Origin of the sequence: Salinarchaeum sp. Harcht-Bsk1, assembly GCF_000403645.1 — an archaeon.
Lineage (GTDB): Archaea > Halobacteriota > Halobacteria > Halobacteriales > Salinarchaeaceae > Salinarchaeum.
The window spans coordinates 1,748,973-1,772,820 of record NC_021313.1; the positions used below are offsets into that span (position 1 = coordinate 1,748,973).

Annotated in this window: 23 protein-coding genes; 12 read left to right on the plus strand and 11 right to left on the minus strand. The window is 68.3% G+C overall.

Translation table 11 applies throughout. The features are described 5' to 3' along the window. Positions 1 to 82 precede the first annotated feature (82 nt). The 4 genes from ftsY to L593_RS07910 form a co-directional block, all read right to left on the minus strand. Complete coding sequence (ftsY, locus tag L593_RS07895) at positions 83 to 1,240, minus strand: signal recognition particle-docking protein FtsY (protein WP_020446422.1); 1,158 nt, start codon at positions 1,238 to 1,240, stop codon at positions 83 to 85. Between the two features lie 11 nt (positions 1,241 to 1,251). Further along, positions 1,252 to 1,716: a prefoldin subunit alpha gene (gene pfdA / locus L593_RS07900; protein WP_020446423.1), complete on the minus strand. Its 465-nt coding sequence runs from the start codon at positions 1,714 to 1,716 to the stop codon at positions 1,252 to 1,254. Beyond that, complete coding sequence (gene rpl18a, locus L593_RS07905; RefSeq protein WP_020446424.1) at positions 1,713 to 1,889, minus strand: 50S ribosomal protein L18Ae; 177 nt, start codon at positions 1,887 to 1,889, stop codon at positions 1,713 to 1,715. The genes pfdA and rpl18a overlap by 4 nt, the downstream gene beginning before the upstream one ends. A gap of 126 nt (positions 1,890 to 2,015) precedes the next feature. Further along, positions 2,016 to 2,216 carry a hypothetical protein gene (locus L593_RS07910; RefSeq protein WP_049893976.1) on the minus strand — a complete coding sequence of 67 codons (201 nt, stop codon included), beginning with the start codon at positions 2,214 to 2,216 and terminating at the stop codon, positions 2,016 to 2,018. 265 nt (positions 2,217 to 2,481) lie between these two features. Between L593_RS07910 and L593_RS07915 the strand changes: the two genes are divergently transcribed. The 6 genes from L593_RS07915 to L593_RS07940 all read left to right on the plus strand — a co-directional run bounded on the left by L593_RS07915 (position 2,482) and on the right by L593_RS07940 (position 7,952). Then, positions 2,482 to 3,225 carry a DNA polymerase sliding clamp gene (locus tag L593_RS07915; RefSeq protein WP_020446426.1) on the plus strand — a complete coding sequence of 248 codons (744 nt, stop codon included), beginning with the start codon at positions 2,482 to 2,484 and terminating at the stop codon, positions 3,223 to 3,225. Between the two features lie 185 nt (positions 3,226 to 3,410). Continuing rightward, a complete protein-coding gene (locus L593_RS07920; RefSeq protein WP_049893977.1) occupies positions 3,411 to 4,238 on the plus strand; it encodes a molybdopterin synthase in 828 nt (275 codons plus the stop codon). 408 nt (positions 4,239 to 4,646) lie between these two features. Then, a complete protein-coding gene (locus L593_RS07925; protein WP_020446428.1) occupies positions 4,647 to 4,898 on the plus strand; it encodes a hypothetical protein in 252 nt (83 codons plus the stop codon). A 171-nt stretch (positions 4,899 to 5,069) separates the two neighbouring features. After that, positions 5,070 to 6,017 (plus strand): AEC family transporter, encoded by a 948-nt coding sequence (locus L593_RS07930; RefSeq protein WP_020446429.1) that lies wholly within the window; start codon positions 5,070 to 5,072, stop codon positions 6,015 to 6,017. Between the two features lie 100 nt (positions 6,018 to 6,117). Next, the gene (locus L593_RS07935; RefSeq protein WP_020446430.1) at positions 6,118 to 7,155 is read left to right on the plus strand and encodes an NAD(P)H-binding protein; all 1,038 of its coding nucleotides are present in this window, start codon (positions 6,118 to 6,120) and stop codon (positions 7,153 to 7,155) included. Positions 7,156 to 7,301: 146 nt separating this feature from the next. Continuing rightward, positions 7,302 to 7,952, plus strand: a complete 651-nt coding sequence (locus L593_RS07940) for a hypothetical protein (RefSeq protein WP_049894394.1) — start codon at positions 7,302 to 7,304, stop codon at positions 7,950 to 7,952. Positions 7,953 to 7,959: 7 nt separating this feature from the next. Here L593_RS07940 and L593_RS15960 read toward each other — a convergent pair whose 3' ends face one another. Next, positions 7,960 to 8,133 carry a DUF5786 family protein gene (locus tag L593_RS15960; protein WP_020446432.1) on the minus strand — a complete coding sequence of 58 codons (174 nt, stop codon included), beginning with the start codon at positions 8,131 to 8,133 and terminating at the stop codon, positions 7,960 to 7,962. Between the two features lie 877 nt (positions 8,134 to 9,010). Here L593_RS15960 and L593_RS07945 point away from each other — a divergent pair. Then, on the plus strand, positions 9,011 to 10,027 hold the full coding sequence (locus L593_RS07945) for a replication factor C small subunit (protein WP_020446433.1): 1,017 nt from the start codon (positions 9,011 to 9,013) through the stop codon (positions 10,025 to 10,027). Positions 10,028 to 11,000: 973 nt separating this feature from the next. Next, complete coding sequence (locus tag L593_RS07955) at positions 11,001 to 11,834, plus strand: COX15/CtaA family protein (protein WP_020446435.1); 834 nt, start codon at positions 11,001 to 11,003, stop codon at positions 11,832 to 11,834. Positions 11,835 to 11,900: 66 nt separating this feature from the next. Here L593_RS07955 and L593_RS07960 read toward each other — a convergent pair whose 3' ends face one another. The 6 genes from L593_RS07960 to L593_RS07985 all read right to left on the minus strand — a co-directional run bounded on the left by L593_RS07960 (position 11,901) and on the right by L593_RS07985 (position 18,490). Next, positions 11,901 to 12,995: a Mur ligase family CapB protein gene (locus L593_RS07960; protein ID WP_020446436.1), complete on the minus strand. Its 1,095-nt coding sequence runs from the start codon at positions 12,993 to 12,995 to the stop codon at positions 11,901 to 11,903. Between the two features lie 84 nt (positions 12,996 to 13,079). Next, positions 13,080 to 14,174: a poly-gamma-glutamate biosynthesis protein PgsC/CapC gene (locus L593_RS07965; RefSeq protein ID WP_020446437.1), complete on the minus strand. Its 1,095-nt coding sequence runs from the start codon at positions 14,172 to 14,174 to the stop codon at positions 13,080 to 13,082. 225 nt (positions 14,175 to 14,399) lie between these two features. After that, positions 14,400 to 15,077, minus strand: coding sequence for a phosphoribosylformylglycinamidine synthase I (gene purQ, locus L593_RS07970; protein WP_020446438.1), 678 nt, complete (start codon positions 15,075 to 15,077; stop codon positions 14,400 to 14,402). Next, positions 15,074 to 15,328: a phosphoribosylformylglycinamidine synthase subunit PurS gene (purS, locus tag L593_RS07975; protein WP_020446439.1), complete on the minus strand. Its 255-nt coding sequence runs from the start codon at positions 15,326 to 15,328 to the stop codon at positions 15,074 to 15,076. The genes purQ and purS overlap by 4 nt, the downstream gene beginning before the upstream one ends. Before the next feature lie 589 nt (positions 15,329 to 15,917). Next, positions 15,918 to 16,835, minus strand: a complete 918-nt coding sequence (gene guaA, locus L593_RS07980; RefSeq protein ID WP_020446440.1) for a glutamine-hydrolyzing GMP synthase — start codon at positions 16,833 to 16,835, stop codon at positions 15,918 to 15,920. Further along, entirely contained in the window at positions 16,835 to 18,490 is a 1,656-nt protein-coding gene (locus tag L593_RS07985) for a CTP synthase (protein WP_020446441.1), read from the minus strand. The genes guaA and L593_RS07985 overlap by 1 nt, the downstream gene beginning before the upstream one ends. Positions 18,491 to 18,832: 342 nt before the next feature. Here L593_RS07985 and L593_RS07990 point away from each other — a divergent pair, with 342 nt between their 5' ends. The 4 genes from L593_RS07990 to L593_RS08005 all read left to right on the plus strand — a co-directional run bounded on the left by L593_RS07990 (position 18,833) and on the right by L593_RS08005 (position 23,645). Then, entirely contained in the window at positions 18,833 to 19,366 is a 534-nt protein-coding gene (locus L593_RS07990; protein WP_020446442.1) for a hypothetical protein, read from the plus strand. A 69-nt stretch (positions 19,367 to 19,435) separates the two neighbouring features. Continuing rightward, the gene (gene gfo6 / locus L593_RS07995) at positions 19,436 to 20,521 is read left to right on the plus strand and encodes a D-xylose 1-dehydrogenase Gfo6 (RefSeq protein WP_020446443.1); all 1,086 of its coding nucleotides are present in this window, start codon (positions 19,436 to 19,438) and stop codon (positions 20,519 to 20,521) included. Positions 20,522 to 20,853: 332 nt separating this feature from the next. Continuing rightward, a complete protein-coding gene (locus L593_RS08000; RefSeq protein WP_020446444.1) occupies positions 20,854 to 22,650 on the plus strand; it encodes an alkaline phosphatase family protein in 1,797 nt (598 codons plus the stop codon). After that, positions 22,647 to 23,645 (plus strand): GNAT family N-acetyltransferase, encoded by a 999-nt coding sequence (locus L593_RS08005; protein WP_020446445.1) that lies wholly within the window; start codon positions 22,647 to 22,649, stop codon positions 23,643 to 23,645. The genes L593_RS08000 and L593_RS08005 overlap by 4 nt, the downstream gene beginning before the upstream one ends. The last annotated feature ends 203 nt before the right edge of the window (positions 23,646 to 23,848 follow it).

The window sequence follows — 23,848 nt, forward strand, 5'->3', positions numbered from 1 at the left end:
CGCAGCCCTCGAGCGGTCGGGGGCTTTCGGGGATGCCCGCAGCTACGACTGCTCGATATCCACGAACACCAGAATTCCGCGACTACTCCCCGAGCAACTGCTCCGCCACCCACTCGGGGTCGAACCGCTCGAGGTCGTCGTAGCCCTGGCCGGTCCCGAGGAAGAGGATCGGCTTCCCGGTGACGTGCGCGATCGAGATCGCCGCACCGCCACCCGAATCCGCGTCGGCCTTCGTCAGGATCGTCCCGTCGATCGCCGCGGCGTCGTCGAATTCGCGTGCCCGGTTGACGGCGTCCTGCCCGGCGACGGACTCGTCGACGAAGATCGTCATGTCGGGGTCGACGACCCGATCGATCTTCGCGAGCTGGTCCATCAGGCCGTCACTCGTGTGGAGCCGCCCCGCCGTATCGCCGAGCACGACGTCGACGTCGTTGGCCTCGGCGTACTCCACGGCGTCGTAGATCACGGCCGCGGGATCGCCACCCTGTTCGTGGGAGATGAGTTTCCGGTCGAGCCGGCGGGCGTGCTCCTGGATCTGCTCGTTGGCGCCGGCGCGGAAGGTGTCGCCGTTTGCCAGGACGCTGGAGAGGCCGCGATCGGCGAAGTACTCCGAGAGCTTCGCGATGGTGGTGGTCTTCCCGACGCCGTTGACGCCCGTGAAGATGATGACGACGGGCTTGTCGGCCTCCTGTACGCGTTGCTCGAAGTCGAACTGGCCGACGCTGATGACGTCGAGCAGCGCGTTCTCGAGGGCCTCTTCGACGACGGCGCCGGTGGAGGTCGTGACGGTGCGGGTCTCCCCCACGAGTTCGTCGCGGATGTTGTCCAGCAGCGTCTTCGCGACGTCCATCTCGACGTCGCTCGCCAGGAGTGACATCTCGAGGTCCTGGAGGGGCCCCTCGAGGTCGTCCTCCTCGATGACGAACTGCCCGCGAACGAGGTTCTTTGCCTTCCGCGCGAACCCGGTGTCGGGCTCGTCGTCCGCGTCGGAGTCGGTCTCCTCCTCGGACGCGGCCGGCTCCGCCTCGGCAACGCCGGCCTCGCTGGCCGCTGCTGTCTCGTCCGTCGGCCCAGCGTTCTCGGACACGACGTCGCCAGCGGTGCGTTCAGATTCGTCTGCGTCCTCGAACTCCTCGGCCTCTTCGAGTTCGTCTTGGTCGACCTCCTCGACGTTCTCCTCGGCAGCCTCCTCGGCGTCCTCACGGAAGCTGCCCAGCGTGTCCTTCAGCCCCTCAAACATCGATTATCTCCTCACTCGCCGTCGCCTTCGCCCTCGCCGCCCATGCCCTGCATCTGCTGCATCTGCTGTTGCATCTGCTGTTGCTGCATCTGCTGCATCTGCTGTTCCATCTCCTCGAGGGTGTCCTCGAGGTCGTCGATGTCCGCCTCGAACTCGTCGATGCGGTCGTCGATGGTGTCCTGCTTCGAGCGCAGGGTCTCGACGGCGTCCTCCTGGTCGCGTTCGGCGGCGTAGCCGCCGCCGAGGCCGACGATGATCTCGTCGGCGTCCTCGACCTCCGCGCGGACGTAGGCGTCCCCGCCGAGGGGGACGTGGACCGTCTCGCCGGTCTCGATGGCCTCGACGGCCTCGACGGCCTCGTCGATCTCGTCCTGCTCGTCTTCGAGCCCCTCGATCTCCTCGCCGACGAGTTCGATCTGCTGCTCGACCTCCTGGATCTGCTCCTGGATCTCCTGCATCTCCCCACGTCCGCTCATGCTGCCTCGACCTCCTCGACCTCGACCTGCGCACGCTTCAGGTTGTGCCGGGAGCCCATCTCGGAGTAGGTGTGCTCCTCGGCCACGTCCTCGTTTGCCGCCTCGATCTCGGTCTCGAAGGCCTGCCAGCCCTCGCGGATCTGGAACCGGCCACTGACCGTGTAGACACTCATGTCACGGAGTTCCGCCCGGGAGTCGGAAGTACGTTCCGACTCGGGGAGGTGCTGGGTCGGTGCGATCCGATCGCTCGTCGTGCGGTCCGGTCGCTCGTCGTGCGCGCCGGGTGATCGTCGGGACGCTCAGGCAGCGGCGTCGCGATCTGCTCGCAGTTGCCGCTGCAAGGTCCAGTCCAGCGCCACCGCCAGGACGAACAGCCCCACCGCAGCCCAGAGGACCAGCGCGCCGTCGGACGACTGGAACCACTGCACCCAGGCGACGAACGGAACGAGCGTCGAGCTAACGGCGTACGCGAACTGCCGGGACTGGGGCACCGAGGGCATCGCGTGGTGCTTGACCGGCGTCACTCGAAAATGTACCGCCGACGCGGCTGGTCGCCGTCCCGTCGACGAGCCAGTTTGCAAGCAACCAGTGTGCGGGCAATCCGGTGTGCAGGGCGTGCGGGAAACCCCAGCGCTCGAGGCCCGCGTCACTTCCCAGGACCCGCATCGTCTCCAGGGCTCGCGTCATCCCTCGAGGTCTCGCTTCGCACGCCCGCGAGCGCAACCGCGTGGCTTTTTATGGGCCCGGTGGCTACGCACGGACGATATGTTCAAGGCCATCGTGGACGCCGAGACGCTCGGCGACGCGCTCGACTCTGTGAGCGTGTTGGTCGAGGAGTGCAAGATCCACCTCGAGGAAGAAGGGCTCTCTATTCGGGCGGTCGACCCCGCGAACGTAGGCATGGTCGACCTCGAACTCGACGCCAGCGCCTTCGAGTCCTACGAGGCCGACGGCGGGCTCATCGGCGTCGACCTCTCCCGACTGCAGGACATCGCGGGCATGGCCGACAAGGGCCAGCTCGTCGAACTCGAACTCGACGAGGAGACTCGCAAGCTCCACACTCAGATCGACGGGCTCGAGTACACCCTCGCGCTGATCGACCCCGACTCGATCCGCCAGGAGCCGGACATCCCGGATCTCGACCTCTCCGCCGAGATCGTCCTCGAGGGCGCCGATATCGGCCGCGCCGTCACCGCCGCAGACATGGTCTCCGACCACATCGCGCTGGGCGTCGATCCCGATAACGCCCTGTTCTACGTCGACGCCGAGGGCGACACCGACGACGTCCACTTCGAGCTCGACACTGGCGATCTCATCGGTCTCCAGCCGGGCGACGCTCACTCCCTGTTCAGCCTCGATTACCTCGGCGACATCCAGAAGGCGATCCCCAAGGACGCTGAGGTCACGATGGAGCTCGGCGAGGAGTTCCCGGTCAAGCTGCACTTCGAGATCGCGGAGGGCCAGGGTCGCGTGACCTACATGCTCGCACCGCGCATCCAGTCCGACTGAGGAGGCCGTACCCCGGCTGCGTGGCCAATCGCGCAGTTGCGTCGGACTGCCACCGTCGCTCGGCCGTCCACGGGCGCCGCCCAGCGACCGATTCTGCTCGATGCTCCCACCGCTTGCCAAGCGACCAGTCCATCGGCGCCTCGTCCGGCGACACCTACAAAGCCGGCGCCGCCCCACACTCGCCCATGCAAGTCCTCGGCGTCGTCGGCCCGTCCGACAGCGGCAAGACGACGCTCGTGGAGCGGCTCGCAACGAGGCTCGCCGACCGCGGCCGGGTCGCGACGGTCAAGCACTGCTCGCACGACCCCGACCTCGACACCGAGGGCAAGGACACCGCCAGACACCGCGCTGCGGGCGCCGACGCCACCTACGGGCTGACCGACGACGCGGGCTGGTTCGCGACGGGGGCCGATCGCTCGCTCGAGGCGACGCTCGACGACCTCGCCCCGGACTACGACTACGCCGTCGTCGAGGGGTACACCGACGCCTACCTCCCGCAGGTCGAACTCGGTGGGCGCGAGGGTGCCGGGACGGTCCTCCAGCGCGCCGAGCGCGCCGCCGACGTGGACCTCGAGGCCCTCATCGCAACGCTCGAGGCCACCGATCCCCACGAGACCCTGGAGGCGCTCGTGGCCCGGGTCGAGCGCTCCGCCGACGCCGACCGGGCCGGCGCCATCGCGACCTTCACCGGGCGCGTGCGTGCGAAGGACTCGCCGGACGACGAACGCACCGAGTACCTCGAGTTCGAGCGCTACGACGGACTCGCGGAGGAGCGGATTGATGCACTCCAGGCTGACCTCGAAGCTCGGGAGGACGTCTTCGCCGTCGCGCTCCATCACCGGACCGGGATCATCGAGGCGGGCGAGCACGTCGTCTTCGTCGTCGTGCTGGCGGGCCACCGCGAGTCGGCGTTCCGTGCCGTCGAGAACGGCATCGACCGGCTCAAGGCGGAGGTGCCGCTGTTCAAGAAAGAGGTCACCGTGAGCGAGGAGTTCTGGCGCCACGAACGCTGAGGAAGACCGCGGCGTCTCGAGTTCGTCCAGCGTCGCCGAGCGTTGTTCAGCGTCTGCCGAGAGGAGAGTGAGATAGCGAGTGAGGGGCAGGAGGTACTGTGTGCGAGGGCGGTCTCCCTGCAATCTCGCCCGGACCGACCGCCGCGCACGACGGCGCGCGCGGCGCGGACTCCGCCGATTGCCCGGTACTGACGCGATTTGCTCCAGAATGCAGACAGGTACGTTTCGATTGGAGGTAACTAGTTTAGATCGGTTTGTAAAATGTCTAATCGCCTCTCGGCGGTTCGTGAAAGGTCCGCTAATCGTCGTGAAAGGTGTGAAACGTCGTCGATCTGGGGGACAATCTCCGAAAATCCCCGAAGCGACTGTCGCTTATAACAGGTAGTGACGGATAGCCGTGATCGAGGCATGAGCGCCACTACGCAGCCCTCCAACGACGGTGCGCCCGCCAAAGAACAGCGCCTGCGCGACTACCTCGCCGAGAAGGTCCGCGAGGAAGGCGTGGTCTACTTCAAGAGCAAGTTCATCGCGGACGAGGTCGGTCTCTCGCCCAAGGAGATCGGCGCACTGATGGTCAAGCTCAGCGACTCCGCCCGCGAGATCAGCGTCGAGAAGTGGTCGTACACGAGCGCGACGACCTGGCGCATCGAACCGAACTGAGCCGACGCGGCGAACCGGACCGAGCCGACGTGGCGGTCCCCGCGAGCGAGTTGGTCCCCGCTCGACGGCGACCCGATGTTCTCCTTGCTTTCCACTCCGACGACCCGATACCGGCAGGGCCGGCCGCAAGCAGCGGAAACGCTTTCGTAGCGCTCGCACCGATCCGGTGACGTGTCGCTGCTCGACGCGCTGACCCAGGCCGTCCTGCCAGTCCTCGCCATCGCGACCGCCGGCTACCTGCTCGGCCGGATTCGCGACGTCGCGGTCGAACCTCTCGCGACGGTGACGATCTACGTCCTGACGCCAGCGCTCGTCTTCCACAGCCTCGCGACGACGCCGATTGGCGGCGAAACCGCGGTCAGACTTGCGATCGGAGTGACAGCGTTCACGATCGGGATGGTCGCGATCGCCAGCGCGGTCGCTCGCGCCGTCGGCCAGCCCGACGGCACCCGCGGCGCGATGGTGCTCGCGAGCACGTTCCCCAACGCGGGCAACTACGGGATCCCGATGGCCGCGTTCGCGTTCGGGAGCGTCGGCCGCTCCACCGCGATCCTCTACATCGTGTTCCAGGCGGTCCTGATGTACACCCTCGGTGTGTACCTCGCCTCCCGCGGCGCCGTCGCGTCGCCGCGCGAGGCCGCGATCGAGGTGCTCTCCCTGCCGCTGGTCTACGCGCTCGCCGCAGCGTGGCTCGCCCGGGCGTTCGCCGTCGTCCCAGACGCCGACACCGCCGCGATGGAGGCGATCCAGCTCACCGGGGACGCCGCCATTCCCGTCATGCTCATCATGCTGGGCATCCAGCTGGCGAACACGAGTCACGGCGCAGCCCTCCGGTCGGCAGTGCCCGCGTCTTCGCTCAAACTATTCGTCGCCCCGGCGGTCGCACTCCTCATCGCGCTCCCGCTCGGACTTCCGACCGGCGTCGGGCGCGTGTTCGTCCTCTCGTGTGCGATGCCCGCGGCCGTGACGCCGCTGATGCTCGTCGTCGAGTACGGGACCGATCGCGAGGGCGTCACTGCACCGGAGTTCGTCAGCACCGCTATCCTCCTGACGACGCTCGCGAGCACGGTGACGCTCACGGTGTTGATCGCGTTGCTGCAGGACGGCGTGCTCGTGTAGGGTTCGTTCACAGCACGGGCACGCCGTGCAGTGGCCGACGCGCCCCGCTGCGCCCGCCGCCACCGCCGGTATCATGTGGACGGCCGCCATTATAGCGGGTGTGCACGTCCTCCTCACCGGCGCGACCGGCTTCGTCGGTCGCCACCTCCTCCCCGAGCTTCGCGACCGCGGCCACCAGGTCACGGCGCTCGTTCGCGACCGATCGGCAGTGACCCTCCCCGACGACGTCCGGGTCATCGAAGGCGACCTGCAGGAACCAGCGGCCATGACGGTGTTCGAACCCGCCCCCGAAGCGACCGCTGGCGGTGACGACGTCGCTGCCGCCAGCGACGCCGCGGGCGAGCCAGGGGCGACCGAGACCACCTTCGCCGACGCGATCGCCGGCTGCGACGCCGCATACTACCTGATCCACTCCATGCGCGCCGGCGAGGACTTCGAAGCGCTCGATCGCGACCTCGCCCAGGGCTTCGCCGACGCGGCGTCGGCGGCCGGCATCGAGCGGGTGATCTACCTCGGCGGACTCGGAGAGGGAACGGGTAGCGCGTCTGGCGACGGCGACGCGGACGCTCGGGGCCGGACCCTCGAGGACCTCTCGCCACACCTCCGCTCCCGGCGCGAGGTCGAGGCGATCCTGGCGGAGGGCGACTACGAACTGACGACCCTTCGCGCGGCGATCATCATCGGGAAGGGCAGCGCCGGCTTCGAGATCGTCCGCCAGCTCTCGACGAAGCTCCCGGTGATGGTGACGCCCAGCTGGGTCCGGACGCCCTGTCAGCCGATCGCGATCGCCGACGCCGTCGCGTACCTCGCTGGGGTCCTCGACGCGCCGGAGACCGCCGGCGGAACGTACGGCATCGGAGGTCCGGAGGTGCTCCCCTACGAGGAGATGCTCCGGCGGGTCGGCCGCATTCTCGGCGGCGGACCGATTATCGTTCCTGTGCCGGTGCTCTCCCCGAAGCTGTCCTCCTACTGGGTGGGCCTGGTCACGGACGTCGACGCGTCGATCGCGCGGCCGCTGATCGAAGGGCTCCGGACGCCGGTCGTCGTCGAGGATCCGGCGATCGACGAGTACGTCGACGTCGAGAAGACGCCCTTCGACGAGGCGGTCCGGCGAGCGCTGGCGGAGGCTGGGCCGTGAGCGGCGATCGGCGGGCGTCCTCGGGACCGGCGACGGAGGACGGCGGCGTGGAGGGCGAGGCCGACTCGTTCGACGGCGATCCGACCGAGGCCGCCGAGCAGCGGACGGACCTCCCCGCCTACGGCGAGACCTGGACGTACGAGGGCCTGATCGGAGCGATTCCGGGGCTCTCGATCTCGCCCCGGATCGCCGTCGCCCTCCAGATCGCCGGGTTCGAGATCGCCGTGCTCGTCATGGCGGCCGTCTACGACTTCTGGGACGCGGCACTCGTGGGAACGCTCGCCGTGCTCGTCGCCGGCGGTGGCAGTGCGATCACGCTCCGGATGGGCGACAAACTTCGGTCGCTCCCGGTCCCGGCGGCGTACCGCAGGCTCGCCTTCGGCTCGCGGATCGAGATCGTCCTCTCGGTGCTGGCCTACGTCGCGCTCGTGACGTACCTCTTCGCCGTGGATCCCGTCGGCGCCGAGATGACGCTGTTGACGGACTCGCTGGGTGAGGACCCGCCGGTGCCGGCGGTGTATCTCGCGCTCCTCCTGGCCTGGGACGTCATCTACCGCATCGGCATCGCCTGGTGGGCCAGCGTCGCCGCACTCTGGCGCTCCTGGCGCTACGACTTCGACCCGGAGGTCGCGCGTGCCATCGCTCGGGCGGATCTGTGGCCGCTCGCGTTCGCGGTGCTCCAGCTAGCGCTCGTGCCGATCGTCTGGGACCGACCGCTCTTGCTGTTCGCGCTGATCGGCCACGTGGTCGCCGTAACGACAGTCGTGGCTCTGTCGGTCGTATTGCTACGGACGTGAGGAAGCGTTACTGCGATTTGATCTCCTCGAACTGGTCGAGGAGGTCCTCCGCGGAGTCCCCGGAGTCGTACTCCATGGATCCCTCGTACTCGTGCCGATCGTCGTCGAAAGCGGCGTCCACCGTGTTGGACTTGCGCTCGCGGCGTTCGTGTTCGTCTTCGTCATAGGCACCCATTGACATGGTAGTGTACCACACTGTTAGATAGTACCAATAATGAATGTAACGGTAGTTCGAATCATTGCATATTGGTTGCCATCTACCTACAGAATCCGGCCTGAACGGCTGTTTGGGTACCACAACGCCGTCCGCTACCGCCTACGGAAGCCCCATCCCGCTCGACCGTCCGCGCCTCGTTGTGCTCCTCGCTCACTTCGTTCGCTGCGGTGGCCGGAGGTTCCCTCCGGCACTTGACGAGCTTCGCTCGTCATCGCTTATGCCGTCGGGGACGGATCGAGCGGTCGGCCCCTTCCGAAGCCCCGCCCGTGTGATGTCTCACCGATCACGGTACCTCGGTAGTTCTCGTCGGCGCGCGCTGGGGCGGTCGCGAGCCCCGAAGCGGGCGAGCGGCCGTCGCCAGCCAGCGTGCGAGGGCCGAGCGATGCTGGACCGGAGGTCCAGCAAGTCTGAGGCTTCGCCTCAGGCAACGCAGTGGTGAGCGAAGCGAACCCGAGCAGCGTCCTCGTGAGCGTAGCGAGCGAGGGCTCGGAAGTCGCAGCCCGCGAGCGAAGCGAGCAGGAATGTCTTCCGGTGCAGAAGGCTGGGGAGGATTGAGGCTGCGTTCGGGTGGGACTGGAAGGGGCCGACCGGTCGTTCGATTAGGCGACCTAAGCACCGCAGCGACCAGCGGGAGCGAGGAGCGTCGTTCGAAAGACGCTTCGCGTCTTTCCTGATCACGAGAGATCTCCGATCTCTCGGACGACAACGAGCGTAATCGAACGAGCGGGAGGGGCTTCCAAACGAGCTCCGTCTGCGGTTGAACTCTCAGGGCCACCCCAACACCCTCCACAGTTCAGCCGGTCCCGCGCGATTTAAGCCCGCCCCGCCGTTCCGGTCGCACATGAGCGAGGCCGACGCCGACGCAGTGGACGACGCGGCCGACGACCAGGTCGCGAGCCGGGACGACGTCTGGGTCGAGAAGTACCGTCCCCAGCGCCTCGAGGACGTCGTCGGCCACGAGACCATCACGGAACGCATCCAGCAGTACGTCGCGGGCGACGACCTGCCGAATCTCCTCTTTGCCGGCCCCGCCGGCGTCGGCAAGACGACGACCGCCGTCGCGATCGCCAAGGAGATCTACGGCGACGACTGGCGCGAGCACTTCCTCGAACTCAACGCCTCCGACCAGCGCGGGATCGACGTCGTCCGGGGCCGGATCAAGGACTTCGCGCGGACCTCCTTCAGCGGCGACAGCTACGGGTTCCGGATCATCTTCCTCGACGAGGCCGACGCGCTGACGAGCGACGCCCAGTCCGCACTGCGCCGGACGATGGAGCAGTTCTCGAACAACACCCGCTTCATCCTCTCGTGCAACTACTCCTCGCGGATCATCGACCCGATCCAGTCCCGGTGTGCCGTCTTCCGTTTCCCGCCGCTCTCCGACGAGGCGATCCGCGAGCAGATCGAGATCGTCGCGGCGGAGGAGGACATTACGGTCGAGGACAGCGGCTACGACGCGATCGCCTACGCGGCCGACGGCGACATGCGACGGGCGATCAACGCCCTGCAGGCCGCGGCCGCCACCGGCCAGACCGTCGTCGACGAGGAGGCGGTCTACGAGATCACCTCGACCGCGCGGCCCGAGGAGGTTCTCGAGATGGTCGAGCACGCGATCGACGGCGACTTCCTCGCCGCGCGCGCGGACCTCGAGTCGCTCCTGATCGATCGCGGGATCGCCGGCGGCGACGTCATCGATCAGCTCCACCGCTCGGTCTGGGACCTCGAACTCGAGGAGCAGGCGACCGTCCGCTTGATGGATCGCATCGGCGAGGCCGAGTACCGCATCGTCGAGGGCGCCGACGAGCGCATCCAGCTAGAGGCGATGCTCGCGGGGCTGGCGCTGGAAGGCGAGGAGTGAGGGCCGGCAGTGTGGCTCCGCCGACGTCCCGCACGTTCGACGACGATTGCACTGAAACAGCCAGTCGGTACGCGCTGCAGTCGACTCACGGCGCCGGCCGCCGAATTCGAATCGCCGTGTTCTACACCGGCTGACGTCCTCCCCTCCGGACTCGTGCCGTCGCTGGCGCCGAGGCGTGGCGATTCGACGCGTCGCGCGCCGGTCAGCGACCGCGGACGACGGTTCCGTCGTATTTTTACTGGGGCTATTACAACTCCATGCAGCATGGAACGAAGGAAGGTGCTCCGGAGTATCGGATCTGTAGCAGTCCTCGGGGTTGCTGGCTGCTCGAGTCAGTTTACCTCCCGTCCGAAACTGGATCTGTCCGTCGAGAATTATCGAGACGTAGCGGCCGAACTCTTCATCGAGGTCGTCGCCCGTGACGCTTCGAACCGGAGTGACGGCGTCATGTATCAGGAGTGGGTCGAAGTCCCAGCGAACTCGGTCGGGGACGACCAGTGGCGCCTGGACGACTTCGCCACGGCACGACCCTGTCGGATTGAAGTACGCGTCCGCAATCGCGAGCGCGGTGCCAAAACCTACCACTACCATTACGTTCCAGACTGCACGGATGACGACGCGCAGTTCGACCCGCGCGTCGACCTCGTCCTCGACCCACATTCCGGTCTCTCGTTCGGTCAAACGACGTGCTCGGGAACAGTGGCCAGTGCCCCGTAACGGACGCATCGAACTACCGCTCCGCGCTCGACTATCCCGCGTTCGCCGCTCCTGACACACTTCCGCCGTGATCGCCCGCTGTTGGTGCCCCGCCAGGCGATCGCCCTCCTCGCGTCGATCGTGGTCTGGTCGGAGCGGGCCCGGATCGGCGATCCGGCTTCCGACGCGTGACCCCACGCCACGATCCCGCAGTATTCGGGCCCCTCGCGACCGCCGACGGTCAGACTCATTAGTATCTGGGCCCGAGCGACGACCAATGACTCTTCGCTCGCGCCTCGAGGCGTCGACGCCCTCTCTCGCGTCGATCGCCGTTGCGACCACGGCGCTCACCTTCGTCCTCATGCTGCTGGGGATCTGGACGGCCGTCGGCGGCTACGGCCTGACTTGCAACGGCCGGTGGCCGATCTGCGACGGCGCCGTCTTCGGTCTCTTCCCCGCGAACTTCGGGAGCTTCGTCGAGTGGTTCCACCGCCTCGTCGCGATGATCACAGGCTTCGCGATCATGGGCACCGCAATCGCGGCATGGCGCGGCGGCGCCGAGCGCCGCGTTCGCGCCGCTTTCCTGCTCGCACTGGTGATCACGCCGCTCCAGATCGTCCTGGGCGCCCTCACCGTCACCACCTACGAGCGGCTGATCCTCGCGCTGCACTTCGGCTCCGCGCTGACGATCCTCGCGCTGCTCGTCGCGGGCACTGCCTGGACGGTCGAGGACATCCCCTCGATCGATCGGCTGGCAGCGATCGCGGCGCTCGCGCTTCCGCCCGCCCTCCTGCTCACGCCCGGCGTCTTCGTCGACTTCCTCCTCGAACTCCACCTCCTCTACAACGCGCTCGGCCTCGGCGCGTTCGTCGCGCTCTTCCTCGCGAGCCTCGGTGCGCGCACCCACTCCGAACTGCCGCGGCTCGCTGCGGGCGTCGGGGCCGTCGCCACCGCGCTCGCGCTGATCGTCGGCCGGGTCCGCCTCGACGCCACCGGCCAGGCGACGATCCTGCTCGGCCTCGGGATCGCACTCGCGATGGCACTCGCGACGATCCTGCTCTCGCGGCGCGCGGCGGGCATCGAGGGGTCGATCGGCTCCACGCACTCCTGAACGGCCGAACCCAGGGCGGCCAGGCCGCAACGGCCGCCCGAGTCACCCCCTCCTCGGCGTTCCCGGTCACCCGATCCTGGCCGTCCCCGAGCGTTCGATCCGCTCGGTGATCGAGTCCGCGATCGCGGTGCCGGCGGGCGTCCCCTCCGGCCCGACGACGATCGTCGGGCCCGCCGCCAGCGCTTCGTCGAGGACGCGCCCGGCTGGAGCGTCGCCTCCGCGATCGACGGTCGGTGCGGTGCAGCGATCCGCGAACTGCGCACTGAGCGGCCCGATCGCGTACACCGTCGGAATCAGCCGGCGTTCGTGGCAGTCGCTGGCGTAGTCCGCGAGCGTGGCGGCGACGTCGCGCCGTTCGCGATCGGTCACGACGACGAGTTCGATCGGCTCCCGGTCGGGACAGAGCGCGTACCGGAGCCGCTCGAGCGCGACGGTGTCCGTGACACCGAGGGCGTCGTAACACCGGCCGGCGCGCAGGTCGAGCCACTCCGGGTGGGACGCCGCGGCGAAGGCCTCCCGCTCCTCGTCGGGCATCGGTGGCTCCTCGAGCGCTGCGAGCGCGCCGTCGATCGCCGACCCCAGCTCCGCGCCGGGCGCGTCGGCGTCGTGCGCGCCGACGTGCGAAATCGTCGCGCCCCGGCGCTCGACCGCGGTCGCGAGATAGCGCCGGACGGCGGGGGTCCCCTCTGCGTTCACGACGTGGGCACCGGCGGGAACAGAGCCGGCGATGGAACGGACGACGTCGCCGCGACCAGGGCCCCTCGCCGCGCGACTGTCTCGGCCGGCTGCTGTCACGACGACCACGTCCGGCGGCCCGAGCATGTCCTGGGCGCGCCGCACCGCCTCGCTGTCGTCGTGGGCGTTCACGACCAGCGTCTCGACGGCGCCGCGCTCGCCGCGACCGCGGAGCGCCGGGTCCCCCTCACCGATCGTCACCGCACGGGTCGCGTGCCCGCGCCGATCGAGCACCGCACAGAGCCGATCGGTGACGGCGTCGGTGCCGACGGTGCCGAGGACGAACACGCGAGCCTCCACGGCGCCGCGGCGTGGGCGGAGGAGTCTCCGGAGCGAGCCTCGCAGTCCACCGCCCGACCCGGCGTCGCCGCGCTGGGGCTCGCGGGGGCTGTTCCAGTCCGTCACCGACCACGGCGGCTCAAACACGACCGGTCACCTCGCGTTCGATCACCGGTGCGGTCGCTTGCAGCGCCCCCCGACTCGCGGTCCGGCCGGAGTCCAGTGGCCGGGTCACGGCACCCACCTCCCTTCGGCGGCCCGGAGTCGCTCCTCGACGGGTCGCTCGCGCTCGCGGCGGGCGAGCACCGTGCCGATCGTCACGATCGCGAGGACGGCACCGACCCCGCCCAGCACGCCCGGGAGGACCCCTGCCCCGCCGGCCGCCGCGAACAGCGCGACCACCACGAGGACGTAACCCGCGCCGTCGAGCGCGACGGCGTCGAGCAGATCCGCACCGGCGTGGTGTCTGAGTAGCCGCGCGTCCTCCGCAGCGAAGGTCCCCGCGAGGATCGCCGGGAGCCCCGGCGCACCGGCGAGCGCGGCGATCACGCCGACGGTCGCGCCCAGGAGCCCGACGGTCGCCGAGAGCTGGCGGCCGGGCAGACAGAGTCGTGGCTGTACCGCTGCGATCGCGATCGTGCTCGCGAGCGCCGCGAGGAGGTAGGTCACCGGCACCGCGACGCCGTCGATCGACCAGACGGCGACCAGCGGGATCGAGATCGGCCCGACCCCGATCGCGTAGCGCCAGCGAAGGAGCGTTGCGGTGACCACGGCGAGCAGGAGGACGCCACCGAGCACGGCCAGCGAGCCAGCACCCAGCGTGCTCCCCGCGTCGGCGTCGACGATCGAACTGAGTTCTGCACCCGCCAGCGAGCCACGCAGCACGAGACCGGAGAGCGCGAGCGCGAGCAGGGTCGCGATGCCGCCGATCGCGATCGGCCCGCGACGGTCACGCGGCTGTCGGCGGACGTCGTCGGCCAGCACGCCCGGCACGACGGCGCCGACGATCAGCAGTTCCGGGTAGCCGGGCGGCGACCCGAGGGCGGTGTTGGCGGCGAGGGCGCCGAGTGGGACGACGGCGCCCGCGACGGCGGCGATCGCACGAAGTCGCCGACCGTAGAGCAGCGTCCGGGAAGTCACCACCGCGAGCACGCCGTAGGCGAGCGCTGCGCCGGCGAGGAGCACTGCGGCCGCCACGGGTACGAGCACAGCGACCGCTGCGACGAGCGGCACCGCGATCGCTGTCTCTGCCCGCCCGTCGCCGGGACGGGCGCTCACCGCGACGATCGCGAGGCCGAGGAGGGCGATCAGGGCGGCGACGATCATGCCAGTGAGTAACACTCGTAGGGGTTTGAGTCTTGAGGCGTCGGGCATCCGAGTCGCGACGATTCCTCCGGATCCGAGTACGTCTCGGCGGTCGGGAGGGCGCTGGCCAGTCCAGTCGCTCTGCGGGTCGTCGCCTCCGAGAAGCGGGTTCGTGATCGGTCGTCGCCGTCGGTCGCTGTCTGTGGGCGTCGCTCGCTCTCTGTGGCCGTCGTCGTTTGGCGCCGCTCAGCCGGTCAGCCCTTCGAGGATCGTCCGACCGTCGGTGCCGTCGAGTTCCGGCAGCACGGCGCGCTCGGGGTGGGGCATCAGCACCGCGCGGTTCTCGGCCTCGCCAACGACGCCCGCGACGTTGTCCTTCGAGCCGTTCGGGTTCGCCTCCTCGGTCACGGTGCCCTCTGCGTCGCAGTAGCGGAACAGCACCTTCCCCTCCTCGATCAGGGCGTCGAAGGCGTCGGGCTGGGCCTCGTAGCGACCCTCGCCGTGGGCGATCGGCAGCCGGATCACGTCGCCTTCCTCGAAGCCGCGGGTGAAGGGCGTATCCGCGTTCTCGACGCGGAGGTGCACCGGCTCGCACTGGAACCGGGCGCTCTCGTTGACCGTGAACGCGCCGTCGACGAGGCCCTTCTCCGCGCAGATCTGGGCGCCGTTACAGATGCCGAGGACGGGCGTGCCGTTCGCGGCTGCTTCCCGCACCTCCTCCATGATCGGCGTCCGGGCGGCCATCGCACCCGCCCGGAGGTAGTCGCCGTAGGAGAAGCCGCCGGGCAGGACGATGCCGGTCGTGTCCTCGGGAAGCCCGTCCTCGTACCAGACGATCTCCGCGTCGGCGCCGAGGTGTTCGAGGGCGCGCAGGGCGTCCCGATCGCAGTTCGAGCCACCGAAGCGGATGACTGCTACTGTCATTCCCGTGCTTCGACCTCCACGTCGTAGTCGTGGATCGTCGGGTTCGCGAGCAGTCGTTCAGCCATCGACTCCGCCCGCTCGGCGGCGGCGTCGGCGTCGGCGGCGTCGACGTCGATCTCGTAGCGATCCGCGAAGCGGAGGTCGTCGAGTTCGAAGTCCAGACGCTCGAGCGCGCGCTGGGTCGTCGCTGCCTCCGGGTCCAGAACGCCCGATTTCAGCCGGACGGTAACCGTCGCGGTGAACGCGGCCATTACGTCTGGATCCCAATGCTGCGCGCAAAACGCTTTCGAAGGGACGGTCGAATTCGGGTCGTGGGGATTCGTTTGCTCGCGACCTCATCGCTGCTGTTCTGGCTTCCGCCGGGGATCACTCGTCGGCAAACCGCTTGGAAGCCCCCTCCCGCTCGCGCTCGCTCGGTCGCTGTGCTCCTCGGCTCGCTGCCGCTCGCCTGTGGTGCTTACTTCCCGAGCGAACGCGACCGGTCGGCCCCTTCCAGTCCCACCCGATGGTATTCCCACCGATCGCGAAACCCCGGTGGACCACCTCGGCGCGCGCTGCCGCTGGCTGCGAGCCGCTTTCCGGCGAGCAGCCAGTCGCGCGACACCGTGCGAGGGCCGAGCACCGCAGGCCGGAGGCCGAGGAGCGCAGAAGGCTGGGGAGGAATGAGGCTGCGGTTGGGTGGGGCATCGAAAGGGGCCGGGCGGTCGGCGGTCCCCGGGCGAAGTAAGGACCGCAGCCGAGCGCAGCGAGGCGAGGACCGCAACGAGCCCCGGGATTCCGAGCGCTCGGGGGCTTTCGGAGTTCGAAAGAACGACAGCCGTACTAAAAACTCGCAGCCAGTTATTCGTACTCGATCGTCGCGGGCGGCTTGTGGGTCACGTCGTACACCACCCGCGAGACGTTCGCATTCTCCCCCGTAATCCGCGACTGGATCCGCTGGAGGGTGTCCCAGTCGATCTCCTGGGCGCGCGCGGTCATCCCGTCGCGGCTCTCGACGCTCCGCACGGAGACGACCCACCCGTGGACCCGGTTGTCGCCCTTCACGCCGGTGGCCTTTCCGATGACGGCCGCGAGCGCCTGCCAGGGCTCGTACTCCTCGAGTTCCTCCTCGACGACGTGGTTGGCCTCCCGCGCGACCTCGAGTTTCTCCTCGGTGACCGGACCGATGATTCGGACCGCGAGCCCTGGGCCGGGGAACGGCATCCGCTCCGAGACCACTTCCTCCAGGTCGAGCGCCCGGGCGACTTCGCGGACCTCGTCCTTGTAGAGGTCGCGCATCGGCTCGACGATGCCCTCGAAGTCGACGACCTCGGGGAGGCCGCCGACGTTGTGGTGGGACTTGATCGTCCCCTCGGACTCGATGCGGTCGGGGTAGATCGTCCCCTGGACCAGGTAGTCGGCGTCGACGTCCTTCGCGACCGTCTCGAACTCGCGGATGAACTGCTCGCCGATGATGTGGCGCTTCTCCTCGGGATCGGTGACGCCGGCGAGTTCCTCGAGGAAGCGCTCGCGCGCGTCGACGATCCGGAGGGAGTCCATATACGCGAACGTCTCCCGAATCTGCTCGGTCTCGCCCTTGCGCATCAGGCCGGTGTCGACGTAGACCGGCGTGAGCTGGTCGCCGACGGCCTCGTAGGCGAGCGCGGCGGCCGTCGAGGAGTCGACGCCCCCCGACAGCGCGATGACGGCGTTGGCGTCGCCGATTTCCTCGTCGATCTCTGCGATCTTCTCGTCGATGAATTCGTCTGCGTTGACCATTATGCTTCGACCTCCTTCGTCCCGATTTCCTCGTCTGCCTGCTCCACGATCGCCTCGACTAGCCCCACGAACGGCGGGCTCGCACGCCCCGGCCGCGAGCGGAACTCGGGGTGGAACTGCGTGCCGAGGAAGTAGGGGTGGTCCTCCAGTTCCACGATCTCCATCCGGTTCGCCGAGCGCCCGGAGAATTTCAGCCCGGTCTCCTCGATCCGGTCGATGTACTCCGGATTCACCTCGTAGCGGTGGCGGTGTCGCTCCGTGCAGGAGGTCGTCCCGTAGATCTGGTGGGCGAGGCTGCCGGGCTCGATGTCGGTGTCGTGGGCGCCCAGGCGCATCGTGCCGCCCATGTCCTCGACCTCGTACTGCTCGGGGAGGATGTCGATGACGGGGTGGTCCGTGTTCTCGTCGATCTCGGTGCTGTGGGCGCCCTTCAGCCCAGCGAGATTCCGCGCGGCCTCGATGACCGCCATCTGGAAGCCGAGACAGAGACCGAGGTACGGCACGTCGTTCTCGCGGGCGTACCGGACGGCGTTGATCTTGCCCTGCGTGCCCCGGGAGCCGAAGCCGCCGGGGACGATGATGCCGTCGACGTCGTCGAGCTCGTCGGTGACGCCGTCGGCCAGGCTCTCGCTGTGGATCCACGTCCGATTCACCTCCACGCCGGCCTCCATGCCGGCGTGCTTGAGCGCCTCGTGGATGGAGATGTAGGCGTCCTCGAGGCCGTACTTCCCGACGAGCGCGACCTCGATCTCGCCCGATTTCTCGCGAGTCACGAGGTTGCGCCACTCGTTCTCGCGCTGCCCTGGCGGGAGCGCGGCCTCGGCGAGGCCGAGTCGTTCCATCACGTACTCGTCGAGGCCCTCTTCCTCGACCATCAGCGGGACCTCGTAGATGTCCTCGACGTCGGGGTTCGAGAACACGGCGTCGGTCGGCACGTCACAGAACAGGGCGATCTTCTCGCGGGTCTCCTCCTCGAGGCGATCCTCGCACCTGCCGACGAGGACGTCGGGCTGGAGACCGATCGAGCGGAGTTCCTTGACGGAGTGCTGGGTCGGCTTGGTCTTCTGCTCGCCGTTCTTCGAGTAGGGGACGAGCGTGACGTGCGTGAAGAGAATGTCCTCCTCGTCTTCCTCGTGGGCGAACTGGCGCAGGGCCTCGAGGTACTGCATCCCCTCGATGTCCCCCACGGTCCCGCCGACCTCGACGATGCAGACGTCGGTGCCCTCCGCCGCCTCCCGGATCCGGCGCTTGATGTCGTCGGTGACGTGTGGGATGATCTGGACGGTCTTCCCGAGGTAGTCCCCCGCCCGCTCGGCCTCGACGACGTGCTGGTAGACTTTCCCCGTCGTGACGTTGTGGTCGGAGGTCATCTCCTCGTCGAGGAACCGCTCGTAGTTCCCCAGGTCGAGGTCGACCTCGCCGCCGTCCGAGAGGACGTACACCTCGCCGTGCTCGAAGGGATTCATCGTCCCCGCGTCGACGTTGAGATAGGGGTCGACCTTCACCGCGGTGACGTCGAACCCGGCGTTCTTGAGGAGCCGGCCGGTGCTCGCGGCCGTGATCCCCTTGCCGAGTCCCGACATGACGCCGCCGGTGACGAAGATGAACTTGTTCCCCAGTGAGGGGTCGTAATCAGTCGTGGACTCCGTCGGCATACTCAGGGTGGGTCGGGGGCCGCAAAAACCGTTTCGGAGCGGGTGGGTCGCTGGTCGTCCGCGCACGTTTGCCACGCCGGCCGTCTCGCCAATCACCACGCTAGCTGCTTCGCCAATCGGCACGCCAGCCATCTCGCCAATCACCACGCTAGCTGCTTCGCCAATCGGCACGCCAGCCATCTCGCCAATCTGCACCCACTGGCTGCGCCAGCGACGCCCCGCGATTCGCTCCAGTGCCCGAACTACCGATGTGGGCGTCTTCGCCGGCCGTCCCTGTGGGAACGGGGTTGATATCTCGGCGCTACCAAAGAAAATATGCTGCTCGGTAGAAATCGCCATTCCATGGAACTACTTCCAGTGCTCGGAGCCGTCCTGGGCGACGCGAGCGTGCTCGCGTCGGGCGATCTACTGCTCCAGAACACCGGCGGCTTCGAGCAGGAACAGTACACCAACCGGGCGACGCCTGGCAGCTCCTTCGTCGCGACGCTTGTGGTCGGTGCGCTCTTGATCGGGCTTGCCAACGACTACGTCACCGAGATCGCCGAGTACATCGAGAACAAGCCGGTCGCGAGCTTCGCGTGGGGGGTCGGCGCGATGATCGGATTCGTCGTCGTGTTCGTGCTCCTCGCGATCACTGTCGTCGGACTGATCGTCGCGATCCCGCTCGCCTTCGTGTTCGTCTTCGTCGCGATCGCCGGCAACGTCCTCGCGTTCATCGCCGTCACCGAGCAGTTCGTCGACGAGCGGTGGGTTGCGCTGCTGGTCGCCGCGGTCGTCACTGCAGTGCTGAACGCCATCCCCGGCGTCGGCAGCCTCGTGAGCTTCGTCATCGGCAGCATCGGCCTCGGCGCCGTCGTCCGCCACTGGTACACCTGAGTCGCGAGCGGCCGCTGTCTGCCATTCGCCGGCCCACACGACTTTTGGTACTCGCTTCGTAGTTCATCTATGGATATCGCCGACCTCGCCGACGACTTCACCGCGCGCGACTGGCAGCGCACCGAACCGGATCCCGACGACCCCCTGCGCTTCGCCATGATCGGCCTCGGCTGGTGGACCGTCGAAGAGATGCTCCCGGCCGTCGCCGCCGAACCGGGCATCGAGACCACCGTCCTGGTCTCCTCGACCGCCGAGAAGGCCGAGCGCGTCGCGAGCGAGACGCACACCGACGCCGTCGGCATCGACTACGACGCCTTCCACGACGGCGCGGCCGCCGAGGAGTACGACGCCGCCTACGTTTGCACGCCGAACGCGCTCCACCTGCCCTACGTCGAGACGGCTTCGGAGCTGGACAAGGCCGTGCTCTGTGAGAAGCCCCTCGAGTCGACCGCCGAGCGCGCGGAGCGGCTGGTCGCGGCCGCCGAGGGCATCCCGATCATGACCGCCTACCGGATGCACACCGATCCCGCCATCCGGGTCGCCAAGCGCCTCTACGAGGAGGGCGCCATCGGCGACCCCGTCGCCGTCCAGGGCCACATGACCCAGGACGTGCTCTACATCGCCGGCGCGGATAGCTGGCGGTTGAACCCCGACCTCGCCGGCCCGGGCGCCTCCGTCACCGACCTCGGTATCTACCCGATCAACACCGCCAGGTTCGTGCTCGACCGTGAGCCCGTCGCCGCCCAGGCCACGATGACCTCCTCCCACGAGGCCTTCGAGGACGTCCCCGACGAGGTCGCGAACTTCCTGATCGAGTACGAGGGGGACGTGACGGGCTCCTACACCGCCTCCCAGCACGCACAGCTCTCGGGCTCGCTACGCATCATCGGCACCGAGGGCGAACTCCGACTCGAACCCGCCTTCTTCAACGACGATCGCGCCCGGCTCCACTACCGGACCGGCGAGGCAGGCATCTCCGAACAGACGATCACCTTCCCCACCGTCGACCAGATGCAGGTCGAGGCCGCGTACTTCGCGGACTGTCTGCGCGACGGCCGCGAAATCGAGGCCGACGCCGCCCACGGACTGGTGGACATGCGAGCGATCGAGGCGGTGTACGAGGCGGCCGAGCGCGGGGAGCGGGTGGCGGTCTGAAGCGCCCCGGGTTGACTCGACTGGCGCTGTATCGACCGGACCGACTCGACGGGCTCTCATCCGATCCGACTTCGAGTAGCAACGAGCGCCATCCGGGCCGCGGCGACGACCTGGTGATCGGCCACGATCCGCCAGTGCTAGCGACGGTCGGCCCAGCAACGAGCCACGAATTGCACGCGTATCATCGACGCACCTGCAAATGGGTGCGTGCGGCGATCCCAGGGCGATCGCCGGACCCGATCGGTTTCCGTCCGCCTGAACGACAGGTAATCGCAAGCAGACGTTCGTAAACCGGCCATAACAAAGGGTGGTTCCTGCTTGGCTCGGTGTACATGTCGGACGGAACTTGCGATGGACTACGGACGCTCCTGATCGGCATCGACGGGGCGTCCCACGAGGTGCTCGCCGAGCGTGGCGAGTCGGTGGTGCCGAATCTCACCGCGTTGCTCGACCGGGGGTCTTCGGGGGCACTCGAGTCCCAGATTCCGCCGTGGACGCCGAGCGCGTGGCCCTCGCTGTACACCGGCGTCAATCCCGGCAAACACGGTGTCTACGGCTTTTTGGCCTTCGAGGGGTACGACTGGGACGTCGTCGACTACGCCGACGTCAAGGCCCACGCGCTCTGGGAGTTGCTTTCCGAACGCGGCTTCACGAGCGTCGTCGTCAACGTCCCCGTCACGCACCCGCCGACGGCGTTCGACGGTGCGCTCGTTCCGGGCTATACCTCGCCGGAGTCGCCGACCTGTCACCCGTCTGGACTGCTCGCAGATCTCGAGGCCGAACTCGGCGACTACCGCGTCTACGACGACTCGACGGATCCGAGCGACGATCGCGCGGAGCGGATCGAGAGCTACGAACGCCTGCTCGCCTCGCGGGGGGAAGCGTTCCGCTATCTCGCGGACAGATTCGACCCCGACTTCGGCTTTCTCCAGTTCCAGCAGACCGACACCGTCTTTCACGAATCCCCGGAGGACGATCGGGTCGTCGACGCCGTCTACGCGGCTGCCGACCGCGAAATCGGCGCGACGATCGAGGCCTGCGACCCCGACGTCGTGCTCGTCGCCAGCGACCACGGGATCGGCCCCTACGACGGCCACGAGTTCCGCGCGAACAGCTTCCTCCGCGACCGCGGCGACGTGGCGACCACCGTCGGCGAGGGCGGGATGCCCAGCTGGACCTCGATCGCCCGGAACCGGCTCCAGGGAGACCCTGCCGGTGGTGCTGGGGATGCCGACGGCAGCGCGGACGCCAGCGGCAATTCAGCCGCAAACGGCACCGCTGGCGCGACCGCACTCGAACGCTCCCTCGCCGTTGCGGCTCGCGTCGGTGTGACCAGCCAGCGCATCGAGCGGGTCGTCAAGCGACTCGGGATCGAGGACCTCGTGTTGCGGATTGCGCCGGCAGACGCGGTTCGCGCGGCCGCCGAGCAGGTCGACTTCCCCGCCTCTCGGGCCTACGTCCGCGACCGCATCGAACTCGGCGTCCGGATCAACCTCGAGGGCCGCGAGCCCGAGGGCGTCGTCCCGCCCGCCGAGTACGACGCCGTCCGATCCGAACTGGTCGACGCCCTGTCCGCGGTCGAGACGCCCGACGGCGAGCCCGTCTTCGAGGCCGTTCGACCGCGCGAGGCGGTGTTCGACGGCCCGTACCTGGAGGACGCTCCTGACGTGGTCGTCGTTCCGAACGAGTTCGACCAGTTCCTCTCGGCGTCGCTCCACGACGAGCAGTTCGGGCCACCGAGCGAGCCGTGGAACCACAAGCTCGACGGGCTGATCGCGGTCGCTGGCGACGTCGATACGTCGGTCTCGCTCGCCGACAGGTTCCGTGCCACCGCCGACGGGTCTCGGACCGCCGCCGATTCGCCCGCGGCAGGTGACGGTTCTCCCACCGGCGATACCCATCGCGAAGCCGCCCACCTCTTCGACGTGGCACCGACGGTGCTCGCGACGTTCGGTCTTCCCGCTGCCGAACGCATGGACGGCGACGTGCTCCCCGTCGTCGAACCGGCGGGCGTCGAACGGTATCCGGACTACGATCCTGCTGCAGACGGGCCCGCTGGGGCGCCGGCCGCGACCGAGGAATCGGCCGTCGAGGACCGACTTGCCGACCTGGGGTATCTCGAACGATGAGCGTCGAGTCGACACTCCTGCGTGATCCCGCCGAGTGGAACGCGCTGGTCGATCGATCGGAGGAGACGACGCCGTTCCACCGCTACGAGGCCCTGGAGGTGATCGCCGACCACTCCGGGACGACACTGTACCCCTACGCCGCCTACAAGGGGCAGGAGCCGGTCGGGCTGTTCCCCGTCTTCGCGCTCCGAAGGGGCCCGCTGCGGACCGTCTTCTCGCCGCCGCCCGACCTGGAGATCAGCTACCTCGGCCCCGCTCGGCTCGACGGCCACGGCGCCAAGCAGCGCAAGGCCGAGAAGCGGCACCGCCGCTTCGTGGAGTCGGTCGTCGACGAGATCGAGACCGAGATCGGTCCGCACTACGCCCACGTCCGCGCCGGCACCGACTACGACGATCCGCGGCCGCTCATCTGGAACGACTTCGAGCCGACGCCTCGCTACACCTACCACGTCGACCTCACGCCGGACGTCGACGACCTGTTCATGTCCTTCAGCAGCGACGTCCGGCGGAACGTCCGCAATGCCGAGGAATTCGACTACGAAATCGCCGAGGGTGGACCGGCTGCCGTCGAGCGAATCGTCCGGAGCGTCCAGAAGCGTCACGCCGAGCAGGGCGTCTCCTACAACGTCACGCCCGCGTTCGCGAGGGATCTCCAGCGAATCATGCCCGAGGGCGTCGTCAGAGCCTACACCTGCGAACTCCGCGGCGAGTTCGTCGGCGGCAAACTGACGCTCGAGGACGACGAGACCTGTTACGGCTGGCAGACGGCGTCCGACCTCGACGTCGACCTTCCCGTCTCGGACCTCCTCGACTGGACGGTCATGCAGCGTGCCAGAGAGCGCGGGCTGACCAGAATGGACCTGATCGGGGCGAACAAGCAGCGGCTCTGTGGCTACAAGGCGAAGTTCAACCCGGCTGTGCAGACCCACTACAGTCTCGAAGTGAGTTCGCCGGCCACGGACGCGATCAAGGCAGTGTACAAGCGGCTCCGGTGAGGCCGTTCGGTCGGTAGGATCCTTCTAAACCGATATATTGCCGCCGAGGATCTGTGAGGATACGATCGGTACCCACATCGAGGTGACCGATCACGAACGCTCGCTCGTCGAATCCTCACAGGGTCCATTCCAGTCACCTCCCGGATTGCGCCGACTCCCGCAGTGCATGTTTGCTGTACTATAACAAAGTCGCTCTCACGGCG

Coding starts and splice junctions, on each gene's coding strand:
- ftsY (WP_020446422.1), bottom strand. CDS start 1,240: ATGTTTGAGGGGCTGAAGGACACGCTGGGCAGCTTCCGTGAGGACGCC.
- pfdA (WP_020446423.1), bottom strand. CDS start 1,716: ATGAGCGGACGTGGGGAGATGCAGGAGATCCAGGAGCAGATCCAGGAG.
- rpl18a (WP_020446424.1), bottom strand. CDS start 1,889: ATGAGTGTCTACACGGTCAGTGGCCGGTTCCAGATCCGCGAGGGCTGG.
- L593_RS07910 (WP_049893976.1), bottom strand. CDS start 2,216: ATGCCCTCGGTGCCCCAGTCCCGGCAGTTCGCGTACGCCGTTAGCTCG.
- L593_RS07915 (WP_020446426.1), top strand. CDS start 2,482: ATGTTCAAGGCCATCGTGGACGCCGAGACGCTCGGCGACGCGCTCGAC.
- L593_RS07920 (WP_049893977.1), top strand. CDS start 3,411: ATGCAAGTCCTCGGCGTCGTCGGCCCGTCCGACAGCGGCAAGACGACG.
- L593_RS07925 (WP_020446428.1), top strand. CDS start 4,647: ATGAGCGCCACTACGCAGCCCTCCAACGACGGTGCGCCCGCCAAAGAA.
- L593_RS15960 (WP_020446432.1), bottom strand. CDS start 8,133: ATGTCAATGGGTGCCTATGACGAAGACGAACACGAACGCCGCGAGCGC.
- L593_RS07945 (WP_020446433.1), top strand. CDS start 9,011: ATGAGCGAGGCCGACGCCGACGCAGTGGACGACGCGGCCGACGACCAG.
- L593_RS07955 (WP_020446435.1), top strand. CDS start 11,001: ATGACTCTTCGCTCGCGCCTCGAGGCGTCGACGCCCTCTCTCGCGTCG.
- L593_RS07965 (WP_020446437.1), bottom strand. CDS start 14,174: ATGATCGTCGCCGCCCTGATCGCCCTCCTCGGCCTCGCGATCGTCGCG.
- purQ (WP_020446438.1), bottom strand. CDS start 15,077: ATGACAGTAGCAGTCATCCGCTTCGGTGGCTCGAACTGCGATCGGGAC.
- purS (WP_020446439.1), bottom strand. CDS start 15,328: ATGGCCGCGTTCACCGCGACGGTTACCGTCCGGCTGAAATCGGGCGTT.
- guaA (WP_020446440.1), bottom strand. CDS start 16,835: ATGGTCAACGCAGACGAATTCATCGACGAGAAGATCGCAGAGATCGAC.
- L593_RS07985 (WP_020446441.1), bottom strand. CDS start 18,490: ATGCCGACGGAGTCCACGACTGATTACGACCCCTCACTGGGGAACAAG.
- L593_RS07990 (WP_020446442.1), top strand. CDS start 18,833: ATGGAACTACTTCCAGTGCTCGGAGCCGTCCTGGGCGACGCGAGCGTG.
- gfo6 (WP_020446443.1), top strand. CDS start 19,436: ATGGATATCGCCGACCTCGCCGACGACTTCACCGCGCGCGACTGGCAG.
- L593_RS08000 (WP_020446444.1), top strand. CDS start 20,854: ATGTCGGACGGAACTTGCGATGGACTACGGACGCTCCTGATCGGCATC.
- L593_RS08005 (WP_020446445.1), top strand. CDS start 22,647: ATGAGCGTCGAGTCGACACTCCTGCGTGATCCCGCCGAGTGGAACGCG.